Here is an 11,914-nt window from a genome sequence, read left to right on the forward strand (position 1 = left end):
GGCCGGGCCGCCGCGACGTCCTTGACCGCCGTCAGCTCGAGCACCCGGCCCTCGTCACGCACCGTGTGCGGGAGCGGGTACTCGGTGGCGCCCTCGCGTACCGCGAGGGGCAACGACATCACGGTGGCGCCGGAGTTGTCCAGGATCGCGACGGTTTCGCCGGCGATCTCGAAGGTTCCATTGGTGAGAGTGGTGACCACTCTGTTATCGATGAGCTCGGCGCGGTAACCGATCTCGGGAGTCGCGGGTTCCGCGTGCACGACTGCCGCCCCCACAGTGGTGGTGGCGAGCAGCGGCACTACCGCCGCAACGATCTTGCGGATCATCATGAAATCTCGGGTCCGATCTTCATCACGGTGTTGCCAGTGGATTAACCAGCCAGAACTTCGCGCAGCTATCGCCGCCGGGCATAAACGCTGCCGCCCGGCGGTTTCGAACTCCATCGACGTTACGCGGTTGGTACCCGGAAGACATAAAAACCGTACGAAAAATTCCCGAAATCGGTTTGAAGGTCCGATGATTCGGGTAGATATAAAGGTTTGCTATAGCGGGGAAGGTGGAGGGGTGCTCCCGCCACCCGCCGTCTCATCGGGACTCGGCGCATAGGTAGCTACCTGCATTGATGCGCACTTGGTAATGTATTTCAGTGCGTAGTTACAGGTGACCGTTTCGAGCAGAGCAACCGCTTCGAGAAAAGAGGGAACACCGATGACAACGGCACACGATCAGCATACCGACCACACGCATGTACACGGGCCGGACTGCGGTCATGTCGCGGTCCCGCATGGTGATCATGTCGACTATGTCCACGACGGACATCTGCACCGGGCGCACGAGGGGCACTTCGACGAGTGTGAAATCCACGGGCACGCCGAGGCCACCTCGCACGACCACGTCCACGGTGAGGGCTGCGGTCATGTCGCGGTGCCGCACGGCGATCATGTCGACTACATCCACGACGGGCATCGGCACGCCGCCCACGACGGACATTACGACGAGCACTGAGCACGGCGTTCGCCGTCCGGTATCGGCGGGAGTGACTGCGCGCCCGCCGATATCGGGGCTCAGAGCTGCGAAGAGTGGTCTGCCCGCCGCATAGACCGTTCCGCGTCGCCCGTCACGAGGGCGACAGCAGCGCCACCACGTATTCGACCGATCGGTTGTCCTGCACGCAGATATGACGCCCCACTGCCAGGAACCCCAGGGTCCGGAGCAGTCGCAGGCTGCGGATGTTCCACGACTGGACCACCGCGCGGACCACGGCAGTGGGGTGGTCCCGGCGGAGGTCGGCGAGCACCGCCCGTCCGAAACCGGCCCCGTGGCCTCGTCCGACCCAGGTGGGATCCATTCCCACCCCGAGGTCGACCACACCGGACGCCGCGGCCAGACCGGGCACTCGCGCCTCGGCGCCGGTGCAGTAGAAGCCCACCAGCCGACCGTCCGCGGCACCGGTCACGGCCAGATAATCGCCGGTAGAGCCGGGGAGTTCGGTGCCGGGGAGGTCGTAGACCCGCCACCGCCCGCCGTAACGCCACGCGGCGACACGCCGCGCGTCGCCCGGGGTCCAGGGGCGTACGACGAGGCGGTCCGGCCAGCGCACAGGGACGGTCACCAGGGGCGCAGCACGATCTCGGTGGGATGGGCGTCGCGCGGGGTGTCGATCGCGGTCCGGATGGCGCGCGCGACCGTCTCCGGGCGCAGGAACTGCTCGGGTTCGTAGGCCCGCCCCTCTCCGGCCACGATCGCGCGCTGCATATCTGTATCGATACGACCCGGATGAATCGAGGTCACCCGCAGCGACGGCTCCTCCAGCCGCAGTGCGTCGCCGAACGCCCGCAGACCGAACTTACTGGCCGCATACGAGGCCCAGCCGGCGTTGGCACGCAGACCCGCCCCCGAATTGACGAGCACCACATGGCCGCCCGCCGTCCGCAGGGCCGGCAGCAGCAGCCGGGTCAGTTCCGCGACGGCGATCAGGTTGGCCTCGAGCGTTTCGCGCCACTGCCGTACCGAGGATTCCGCGATGGTGCCCAGATCGGCGATACCCGCGTTGTGGACCAGGACGTCCAGCCGGTCGATCGGCGCCGTCGCGGCCGCCACCGCCGGGTAGTCGGTGAGTTCCACCGGCCACCCGGTGGCTCCGGGCAGTTCGGCCAGGATCGATTCCAGACCGGCCGGGGTTCGCGCCCCCAGCAGCAGCCGGTGGTCCGGCGCCAGCTCCCGGGCGACCGCCGCGCCCAGTCCACGTCCGGCGCCGGTGATCAGCGCTACCCGCTGCCCGTCCGGTGCGCGGTCGGCTTCCTGCTGCATATCGCCACTCCTCGGTATCGTCGCCCGCCGCGCCACCGGTCCGCTGCGTGCCGGGCGGTCCGCCGGACAGCGTGCCACACACCGCACCGCCGCCGGGGGCGCGGCGCGAGGGTTCGGCAAGTCCGTGTAGCGCATCCGAAATATGCCGCACACCGGAGCGAAACCGGGGCTCGGTAGATATTGCGTTCACACGCACCGATGAAGCGTGCGCCCGGTCCGAACCAGCAAGATGTAGAGATGGCACACCCAGGTTTCACTCCCACGCAGCTCGCCGCCCGCGCGGCCTATCTGCTGCGCGGCAACGATTTGGGAACCATGACCAGCGCCGCGCCCCGCCTGTATCCGCATATGTGGAGCTGGGACGCGGCATTCGTGGCGGTGGGGCTGGCGCCGTTGAGCGTGGAACGCGCGGTGATCGAGCTCGACACCCTGCTCTCGGCGCAGTGGAAGAACGGCATGATTCCCCATATCGTCTTCGCCAACGGGGTGGACGGCTATTTCCCCGGCCCGGCCCGCTGGGAATGCCGGTTGCTGGCCGCCAACGCGCCCGACGGCCCGGACACCTCCGGGATCACCCAGCCGCCGGTCCATGCCATCGCCGTCCAGCGAATCCTGGACCATTCGCGCCGGCACGGCCGCAGCACGCGCGCGGTCGCCGAAGAATTCCTCAACCGGCGCTGGGCCGATCTGGTGCGCTGGCATCGCTGGCTGGCGCATGCCCGTGACCCCCTGGGCAGCGGGCGCATCACGCTCTACCACGGCTGGGAGTCGGGGATGGACAACTCCCCGCGCTGGGACCGGGCCTACGAGCATGTGGTGCCCGGTGATCTGCCGCCCTACCGGCGCGAGGACGTTCTCGTCGTCGCCGACCCCACTCAGCGGCCCACCGATCGCGAATACGACCGGTATCTGTGGCTGGTGGAGCAGATGCGCCGCGCCCGCTACGACGACGACGCCCTCAGTTCGGCGATGGACTTCGCGGTCGAGGATGTGTTCGTGACCGCGATCTTCGCCCTGGCCTGCGAGGTCCTCGGACAGATCGGTGAGGAATACCACCAGGCGAAATCGGATATCCGCGAACTGTTCGGCTGGGCCGACCGGTTCCGGGCCGGGGTGGTCGCGACCACCGATGCCCGCACCGGCGCGGCGCGCGACTACGACACCCGCCTGCAGCGCTGGATCACCACCGAGACACTGGCCATGTTCGCACCGCTGATCAGCGGCGGCCTGCCGCGGGCCACCGAACGCAACCTGCTGCGCCTGTTCGAGGGGCCGCGCTTCTGCGGTCACCCGGATCTGCGCTACGCGCTTCCGCCGTCCACCTCGCCGGTGTCGAAGGACTTCCGGCCGCGCGAATACTGGCGCGGCCCGGTGTGGCCGGTGATGAGCTGGCTGTTCTCCTGGGTGTTCGCCCACCGCGGCTGGGCGGAACGCTCGTTCATGCTGCGGGCCGAAGCTCTACGTCAGGCCAGCGACGGCAGTTTCGCCGAGTACTACGAACCCTTCACCGGGGAACCGCTGGGCAGTATGCAGCAGTCCTGGACGGCCGCGTCGGTACTGGACTGGCTGGGTTGACCGGTTCAGACCGGCTGGGAGCCGGCCGCCGGTTCGCACATCTCCTTGAGCGAGCAGCCGCCACAGGACCCGCCGCAACCCCCGGCGGGTTCCGGCGCCGGCGCGATGGCCTCGGCCGCCCGGGCGCCGGCGTTCGCCCCCGCGCCCAGGGTGAACAGCGCGATGACCAGCACACCCACTGCCACCAGTACTCCGGTGAAGCCGCCGGCGGCCATGACCACCAGCCCGCCCGCGGACAGCAAGGCGGCAGAGATGATCAGGGTGGGCGCGGCCACCCGGTTGGCGGTCCGGAACGCGGTCTCGTCCCGCAGCGCGGCCTCGGTGTGGACACCGATATAGCGGTTGCCGGGCAGACGGCCGATGAGGCCGAGCACACCCGTCGTCAGGGCCACCACGGCCAGGACGAACAGGAGAATTGCGACAACGAACACCAGGCGAGCCTAGCTGTGTTGATTCGCCCCGCCTGCGGCGGGGCGGGTCGGGGCCCTGTAACCCCGATTCTTCCCTCCGCCGCTCAGTCGCTGCGTCGGTCCAGAATCGGGGGCGGGTCCCGACCACTGAGGTAGACCGTCCGGAATAGACGGAAGGTGCAGGCTGTCGTGCGCTTGGTCCGGCCTGGGGAGGCTCACGTCACTGTCGATGCTCAATGGTCGCCCGTCCATGGACGGTCGGCGGCACGTGCTCGGTCGCTGCGCTTTTTCGCTCTGTCGCTCCAGAACCGGGGCGCGCGCCCGACCGCGGATGTCGACCATCCGGGACAGGCAGCAAATGATGATCTCATTCCGGAGGCGGGCTCACCTCCCTACCCTTTTGGGCTTGTCAGGGCGTAAGTCTTAGGCTGTCGAGACGGATTTTTTCCACCAGCAGCTAGAGAAGGCAGGACCGTGCAGGACTCCCGCGCAACCGAGACGGCCGGGCAGAGCTCGGTAGACCACGGCGCACCCCAGGGCCGGGCCGGTGATACGCCCGCCCATCGGTACACCGCCGAGCTCGCCGGGGAGATCGAGCGCCGGTGGCAGCAGCGGTGGAACGAGCGCGGCACCTTCTTCGCACCGAACCCGGTCGGTCCGCTGGCCGGCGAGGTCCCGGCCGACAAGCTGTTCGTCCAGGACATGTTCCCGTACCCGTCGGGAGCGGGGCTGCACGTGGGCCATCCGCTGGGCTATATCGCCACCGATGTCTTCGCCCGCTACCACCGGATGCGCGGCCGCAATGTGCTGCACGCGCTGGGGTACGACGCGTTCGGCCTGCCCGCCGAGCAGTACGCCGTGCAGACGGGTGCGCATCCGCGCGACACCACCGAATCCAATATCGCCACCATGCAGCGGCAGCTGGACCGGCTGGGCCTGGGGCACGACCGGCGTCGCTCGTTCGCGACCACCGACCCCGAGTACTACAGGTGGACGCAGTGGATCTTCCTGCGCATCTACAACGCCTGGTACGACCAGGAGATCGGCCGCGCCCGGCCGATCGCGGAGCTGGAACAGCAGTTCGCGACGGGGGCCAGGCCGGCGCCGGACGGTAAGGACTGGGCGAGTATGCCCGCCGCCGAACGCAATGCGGTGCTCGACTCGTACCGGCTGGTCTACCAGACCGATTCGGTGGTGAACTGGTGTCCGGGGCTGGGCACGGTGCTGTCCAACGAGGAGGTCACCGCAGACGGCCGCAGCGAACGCGGCAACTTCCCGGTGTTCCGTAAACGCCTGTGGCAGTGGATGATGCGGATCACCGCCTACTCCGATCGATTGATCGACGATCTGGACCGGGTGGACTGGCCGGAGAACGTCAAGGCCATGCAGCGCAACTGGATCGGGCGCTCGCGCGGCGCGCGGGTCGAGTTCGCGACCGCGGCCGGCGATGTGGAGGTCTTCACTACGCGCCCCGACACCCTGTTCGGCGCGACCTATATGGTCCTGGCCCCCGAGCACGAGACGGTGGACCGGTTGGTCGCCGCCGCCTGGCCCGACGGCACCGATCCGCGCTGGACGGCCGATAGTGCCACACCGGCCGAAGCCGTGGCGGTCTACCGCAAATCCATTGCCGCGAAATCGGATCTGGAGCGCCAGGAGAACAAGGACAAGACCGGCGTCTTCCTGGGCGCCTACGCCACCAACCCGGTCAACGGCGCGCAGATCCCGATATTCATCGCCGACTACGTGCTGAGCGGCTACGGCACCGGCGCGATCATGGCGGTGCCCGGCCAGGATCAGCGCGACTGGGATTTCGCGACGGCCTTCGGCCTGCCGATCATCCGGACCGTGCAACCGCCCGCGGATTTCGACGGCGAGGCCTACTCGGGTGACGGGCCGGCGATCAACTCCGATTACCTGGACGGCCTGAACATCGCCGACGCCAAGGCCACCGTGATCGCCCGGCTGGAAGCCGACGGCCACGGCGCGGGCACCGTCCAGTACAAGCTGCGGGACTGGCTGTTCGCACGGCAGCGATACTGGGGTGAACCGTTCCCGATCGTCTACGACGAGGCCGGGGCGCCGCACGCGCTGCCGGAATCGATGCTGCCGGTGCGGCTGCCCGAACTCGACGATTTCGCGCCCGTCACCTTCGACCCCGACGACGCGGACTCCGAACCGTCCCCGCCGCTGGCCAAGGCCACCGACTGGGTGGAGGTCGAGCTGGATCTGGGCGACGGCCCGCGCCGGTATCGCCGGGACACCAATGTGATGCCCAACTGGGCGGGTAGCTCCTGGTATCAGCTGCGCTACGCCGACCCGACCAACTCCGCGGAGTTCTGCGCGAAGGAGAACGAGACCTACTGGCTGGGCCCGCGGCCGGCCGAGCACGGCGCAGACGATCCGGGCGGGGTCGACCTGTATGTCGGCGGGGTGGAGCACGCGGTACTGCATCTGCTGTACGCGCGATTCTGGCAGAAGGTCCTGTTCGATCTGGGTGAGGTGAGCGGCAGCGAACCGTATCGCCGGCTGTTCAACCAGGGCTACATCCAGGCCTTCGCCTATACCGACGCGCGCGGCGCCTACGTGCCCGCCGCCGAGGTGACCGAACGCGACGGCCGGTTCTACTGGACCGACGCCACGGGCACCGAGGTCGAGGTGCAGCAGGAGTACGGCAAGATCGGCAAATCGCTGAAGAACGCGATCGCCCCCGACGAGATCTGCGATCTGTACGGGGCCGACACCTTCCGCTTCTACGAGATGTCGATGGGCCCGCTGGACACCTCCCGGCCGTGGGCGACCAAGGACGTCATCGGCGCGCACCGGTTCCTGCAGCGGGTGTGGCGGCTGGTGGTGGACGAGGAGACCGGCGCGACCCGGGTCACCGAGGGCAACCCCGCCGACGAGACATTGCGGCTGCTGCATCGGACCATCGCCGGTGTCGACGAGGATCTGGCGGCCATGCGCGACAACACCGCGGGCGCCAAACTGATCGAACTGACCAACCACCTGACCAAGGCCTACCCCGGCGGCGCACCGCGTTCGGCGGTGGAACCGGTGGTGCTCATGCTGGCGCCGCTGGCCCCGCATATGACCGAGGAACTCTGGGAGCGGCTGGGGCACACCCACTCACTGGCCCACGGACCGTTCCCGGTGGCCGACCCGGCGTTGCTCACCGCGGAGACGGTGGAATATCCGATCCAGGTCAACGGCAAGGTCCGCAGCCGGATCCAGGTCGATCCGGAGGCCGACCGGTCCGCGATCGAAGCGGCCGCGCTGGCGGACGAGAAGATCGCCGCCCTGCTCGACGGCAAGGCCCCGCGCAAATTGATCGTGGTCCCCGGCCGGTTGATCAACATAGTCGCGTAACGGTGACGGTCGACACGGTGGCCTGGGCTTTCCGGGTCTCCGTGTTGGCCGGTCGTTAATCCGTCGGTCTCCTGAGACTCGCCTGGGTGGGCTAGCGTGCGTGCGTTCAGCCCGGAACAGGAGTCCATTGTGAAACCTCTAGCGCTCTTTGTCGCCCGCGAACCCGCGGGATCGCGGTCTCGTGTCACCTGTCAGTACAAATGCGGAAACGCCTGCTTCCACGAGGTGCCCAACACCTCGTCGAACACCTACTTCGGGGATATCGTCGCGGGGATCTCCCGGCGGCGCCTGCTGCAGGGCAGTGCGGCCGCGGTGGTCGCGATCGGCGCGGCGAGCGCGCTCGCCGCCTGCGGCGACGGGACCGAGGTCGGTCCGGCCGCGAATTCCGAGGGCACGGGGACCGGGTTCGCGCCGGTCGCGCCGAACACCGAGGACGCGCTCGTCGTTCCGGAGGGTTACGAACAGGGCGTCGTCATCCGGTGGGGTGATCCGCTGTTCGAGGACGCGCCCGAATTCGATTTCTTCGGCCAGACCCCGGCCGCGCAGCTGAGACAGTTCGGCTACAACAACGATTTCGCCGGCCTGTTGCCGATCGAGGGGCAGCCGGGCAAGTACCTGCTCGTGGTGAACCACGAGTACACGACCGAACAGTTCATGTTCCCCGGATACAAGCCCGAGGCGATCACCCGGGAACAGGTCGAGATCGCGATGGCCGCGCACGGTCTGTCCGTGGTCGAGGTGCACGGTGACCCCGGGAGCGGCCGGCTGAAACCTGCTTTCGGGAAGTACAACCGGCGCATCACCGCGACCACCGAGTTCCGGCTCACCGGACCCGCGGCCGGCAGTCCGCTGCTGAAGACCTCCGCCGATCCCACCGGCACGAAGGTCCTCGGTACGGTCAACAACTGCTCCGGCGGAGTGACCCCGTGGGGCACGGTGCTGTCCGGCGAGGAGAACTTCAACGCCTACTTCGTGGGCAAATCCGCCGATCCGGTGGCGGCGGCGCGCCTGAAGCGTTACGGCATCGGCGAATCCGACGCCCCGCACTACTGGGAGAAGTTCGACAAGCGTTTCGATATCGCCGCCGAACCCAACGAATCGCACCGCTTCGGCTGGGTGGTCGAGGTGGATCCGTGGGATCCCGCCTCCACCCCGGTCAAGCACACCGCGCTGGGCCGGTTCAAGCACGAGGCGGCGAATATCCACGTCGCCGCCGACGGCACCGTCGTCGCCTACACCGGTGACGACGAGCGCTTCGACTACATGTACAAGTTCGTCTCCTCGCGCAAGGTCGAACCCGGCACCGGGGCCGCGAGCCGCCGCCACAATATGACCATCCTGGACGCCGGCACTCTCTACGTCGCGAAACTCACCGGCGACCATCCGGACCGGATCGACGGCTCGGGCACGGTTCCCTCCGATCAGGGTTTCACCGGCACCGGGCAGTGGGTCCCGATCCTGCGCACGGCCGAGGACGGCCGCGGCGAATCGCTGGTGGACGGGATGACCGCCGAAGAGGTCGCGGTATTCACCCGCCTCGCCGGCGACAAGGTGGGCGCCACCAAGATGGACCGTCCCGAGGACTTCGAGGCCAACCCGAAGACCGGCAAGGTCTACGTCGCGCTGACCAACAACGACAAGCGCGGTACCGACGGCAAACCCGGAGTCGACGAGGCCAACCCGCGTAACAAGAACAAGAACGGCCAGGTACTCGAGCTCACCGACGATCACGCGGGCACCTCGTTCACCTGGACCCTGCTGCTGGTCTGCGGTGACCCGGCCGCCGCCGACACCTACTTCGCGGGCTACGACAAAACGAAGGTCAGCCCCATCTCCTGCCCCGACAATCTCGCCTTCGACCCCTACGGCAACCTGTGGATCAGCACCGACGGCAATGCGCTCGACGCCAACGACGGACTGTTCGCAGTGGTGCTGGACGGTGACCGGCGTGGCGAGACCAAACAGTTCCTGTCGGTACCGATCGGCGCCGAGACCTGCGGTCCGGTGATCACCGAGGAGCGGGTCATGGTGTGCGTCCAGCATCCGGGCGAAACCGACGATGCCTCGGTGGAGAACCCGGCCTCGCACTGGCCGGACGGCGGAACGACCCAGCCGCGCCCGGCCGTGGTGGCGGTCTGGAAGTCCGGGGGCGGCCGGATCGGCGCGTAGAAGGTACGCGGCGTACGGGGCTAGCCGCTGCCGGTGAGCCCGCCCATCCGGGCGAAGCCGGCGAAATCGCCCTGTGCGCCGCTGTACACGTTGATATCGGTGTTGCCGTGGATACCCGGGATCGAGCCGGAGTCGGTCTGCTGCCAGAAGGTCCATGCGGGCCAGCGCCCGGGTACCTCCGGTTCGGCGCGGTCACGATAGTCGGCGATCCACAGCGGGTAGCGGTGGAACTGGTCGCTGTCGGCCATCGCGGTCTGCCAGAACCGCGGGTAGGTGTAGACGATCGGTACGCGTCCGGTCAGGGTCTGCACGGTGTCGAGGTAGCGGTGGGTCCAGTCGATCAGCGCGCCCGGCGCCAGACCACCGGAATGCTCGATATCCAGTACCGGCGGCAGGTCCAGCGGCCCGTTCTGGCCGAGGACGATCGTCGCGTAGAGGGCCGCCTGCGGTTCCGGCGGGAGTTCCGGGCGGGCGTAGTGGTAGGTGCCGCGCGCCATCCCGGCCAACCGCATCTGCAGACTGTCCGGAACGAAGAACGGGTTGACGTAGTCCAGGCCCTCGGTGGCCTTGACCATGGCGAAACGGTGACCCGCCGCGCGGACGGCGAACCAGTCGATGAGCCGTCCACCGCCGTGTTGCCAGGACGAGACATCCGGGCCGGTGGGTTCGGCGTGCACGGGTGCGGAAACGAGCGCGAGACCCGCCACCAGCGCGAATGTCAGCATGCCGAGGCCGGTGGGCCGGCGGCGGACTCGAACGAAGCTGCCCGGCCCCAAGCGCGAGCCGGACTTTCGCACGGTCGATCTCAATCGGGCAGTTTTCATGGTCCCGACCCTAGGCACGCGGACCGGGACTCCCCGGTATTGTGCACCACCGTGTCCGGAGGTCCCGCGGTGGTCCGATTTCGGATTGCCGGCATTCGTGGCCCGTCCCGGTGACACAGTGACGGAGCGATTACGACATGCGACCGGTTGTCCATGGAGTGGCGAGGCGCTTCGTAGGTTGGTCGAGGTGTACGTCCGTGTACACCTTTCGGCTACTCCGAGTGGCATTGATGGTCGGAGCCCGCCCCGTGTCCGGCCGACCGGCGGAAAGAAGGCCCGGGGTCACCCGGGGCCCCGAGTCCGCGTGCCGTAGTCGGGACGAACAAGTGCCGAATCGTCGTGGCGTGGCCGGGATCCGGTCCGGATACTGGTTTCAATATTGTGCGGAACCGGAGGTGGGTTATGCGCACTGTCGGATGGCCGGCGGCGGAATGGGCGAAGGTGCTCGCGCTGGTCACCGAGTTCGTACACGGTCGCCCGGTTCCACCCATGCTCGAACGGGACGGTAACTATCCGCCTGCCCACGAGCTGCTCGACGAGCTGGACGCGATAGCCGACGCCGCGGCCCGCGCACCGGTCACCGCGACCGCCCGGGCGGGATTGCGGTGACGGACGCGCAGGCGCCCGGATCGGCCGATCGGCAGGCGGCGCTGGTGCGTGCCCTGGTGGCGGAGGAAGCGATCCCGGCGGGTTTCGATCCGGCCGCCGTGGGCGCGGCGGCACACGTATTGCGGCACAAGCGCGCTCGGGAGGTCGCGGCCCGCTATCCCGACCTGGTGTACGCCACCGGTCCGGATTTCACCGAGCGATTCGTCGAATGGGCGCGGAACCGCCCGAAGGATGGATCCGCGGCCGACGCCCTGCGGTTCGCCCGCGAGTGCGGTATCCCGTGGCCCCCGTCGCGTCCAGGGATACCGGCTCCGGTCTCCCGGTTGCTACGGCGACTTCGTTCGCGCTGACCGGGGTCATCGCTCCGGCCACGACCGTGGTCCGGTGCTGCGGCCCGATTCGGCCGGGACGTTCGCACATGCCATGGCCGGTGTTCGTGAGGGATGCGCTGGTGGCCGTTTCCGCGTCGAGTCGACCTCGGCGCGTCGACCGCTCATATCCGTCTGCGCCTCACTACCGCGCCGGTGCGGTGGATGCCGAACGGGTGACCGCCCCGGTCGTTCCCGGAGCCGGCGGCGTACGCCGCGCCTGCCCGGCCGGTGGTGATCGCGCGGCGCCGGGATCACCGGCAGGCGTAGTAGTACGGCT

At 68.4% G+C, this 11,914-nt stretch carries 10 protein-coding genes and 1 pseudogene; 6 read left to right on the top strand and 5 right to left on the bottom strand.

The window, feature by feature from the left end; all coding sequences use genetic code 11:
* Positions 1–329, bottom strand: a pseudogene (locus tag ACLML9_RS24100) (ammonium transporter); the annotation flags it as partial.
* A 379-nt stretch (positions 330–708) separates the two neighbouring features.
* On the opposite strand from ACLML9_RS24100, the gene ACLML9_RS24105 reads away from it, so the two are divergent.
* Positions 709–1,005, top strand: a complete 297-nt coding sequence (locus ACLML9_RS24105; protein WP_411947658.1) for a hypothetical protein — start codon at positions 709–711, stop codon at positions 1,003–1,005.
* A 112-nt stretch (positions 1,006–1,117) separates the two neighbouring features.
* Here the strand turns inward: ACLML9_RS24105 and ACLML9_RS24110 are convergent, their stop codons facing one another.
* The gene (locus tag ACLML9_RS24110; protein WP_411947659.1) at positions 1,118–1,612 is read right to left on the bottom strand and encodes a GNAT family N-acetyltransferase; all 495 of its coding nucleotides are present in this window, start codon (positions 1,610–1,612) and stop codon (positions 1,118–1,120) included.
* Complete coding sequence (locus ACLML9_RS24115) at positions 1,609–2,310, bottom strand: SDR family oxidoreductase (protein WP_411947660.1); 702 nt, start codon at positions 2,308–2,310, stop codon at positions 1,609–1,611. The genes ACLML9_RS24110 and ACLML9_RS24115 overlap by 4 nt, the downstream gene beginning before the upstream one ends.
* Positions 2,311–2,547: 237 nt before the next feature.
* On the opposite strand from ACLML9_RS24115, the gene ggh reads away from it, so the two are divergent.
* On the top strand, positions 2,548–3,885 hold the full coding sequence (gene ggh, locus ACLML9_RS24120) for a glucosylglycerate hydrolase (protein WP_030524598.1): 1,338 nt from the start codon (positions 2,548–2,550) through the stop codon (positions 3,883–3,885).
* Between the two features lie 5 nt (positions 3,886–3,890).
* On the opposite strand, the gene ACLML9_RS24125 is transcribed toward ggh, so the two are convergent.
* Positions 3,891–4,316, bottom strand: coding sequence for an SdpI family protein (locus ACLML9_RS24125; protein ID WP_411947661.1), 426 nt, complete (start codon positions 4,314–4,316; stop codon positions 3,891–3,893).
* Between the two features lie 453 nt (positions 4,317–4,769).
* Here ACLML9_RS24125 and leuS point away from each other — a divergent pair, with 453 nt between their 5' ends.
* Positions 4,770–7,664, top strand: coding sequence for a leucine--tRNA ligase (gene leuS / locus ACLML9_RS24130; protein WP_411947662.1), 2,895 nt, complete (start codon positions 4,770–4,772; stop codon positions 7,662–7,664).
* Between the two features lie 129 nt (positions 7,665–7,793).
* A complete protein-coding gene (locus ACLML9_RS24135; protein WP_411947663.1) occupies positions 7,794–9,833 on the top strand; it encodes a PhoX family protein in 2,040 nt (679 codons plus the stop codon).
* 20 nt (positions 9,834–9,853) lie between these two features.
* On the opposite strand, the gene ACLML9_RS24140 is transcribed toward ACLML9_RS24135, so the two are convergent.
* Positions 9,854–10,558 carry a glycoside hydrolase family 25 protein gene (locus ACLML9_RS24140; protein ID WP_411947664.1) on the bottom strand — a complete coding sequence of 235 codons (705 nt, stop codon included), beginning with the start codon at positions 10,556–10,558 and terminating at the stop codon, positions 9,854–9,856.
* A 501-nt stretch (positions 10,559–11,059) separates the two neighbouring features.
* Here ACLML9_RS24140 and ACLML9_RS24145 point away from each other — a divergent pair.
* Positions 11,060–11,266 (top strand): hypothetical protein, encoded by a 207-nt coding sequence (locus ACLML9_RS24145; protein WP_411947665.1) that lies wholly within the window; start codon positions 11,060–11,062, stop codon positions 11,264–11,266.
* Entirely contained in the window at positions 11,263–11,616 is a 354-nt protein-coding gene (locus ACLML9_RS24150; protein ID WP_411947666.1) for a hypothetical protein, read from the top strand. Before ACLML9_RS24145 ends, ACLML9_RS24150 begins: the two co-directional genes overlap by 4 nt.
* Positions 11,617–11,914 lie beyond the last annotated feature (298 nt).

The organism is Nocardia sp. NPDC002869 (assembly GCF_046764065.1).
Taxonomy (GTDB): domain Bacteria; phylum Actinomycetota; class Actinomycetes; order Mycobacteriales; family Mycobacteriaceae; genus Nocardia; species Nocardia rhamnosiphila.

Bases quoted from the DNA above. Each gene is read 5' to 3' on its own strand.
- ACLML9_RS24105 (WP_411947658.1), top strand. From the start codon at position 709: ATGACAACGGCACACGATCAGCATACCGACCACACGCATGTACACGGG.
- ACLML9_RS24115 (WP_411947660.1), bottom strand. From the start codon at position 2,310: ATGCAGCAGGAAGCCGACCGCGCACCGGACGGGCAGCGGGTAGCGCTG.
- ggh (WP_030524598.1), top strand. From the start codon at position 2,548: ATGGCACACCCAGGTTTCACTCCCACGCAGCTCGCCGCCCGCGCGGCC.
- ACLML9_RS24140 (WP_411947664.1), bottom strand. From the start codon at position 10,558: ATGCTGACATTCGCGCTGGTGGCGGGTCTCGCGCTCGTTTCCGCACCC.
- ACLML9_RS24145 (WP_411947665.1), top strand. From the start codon at position 11,060: ATGCGCACTGTCGGATGGCCGGCGGCGGAATGGGCGAAGGTGCTCGCG.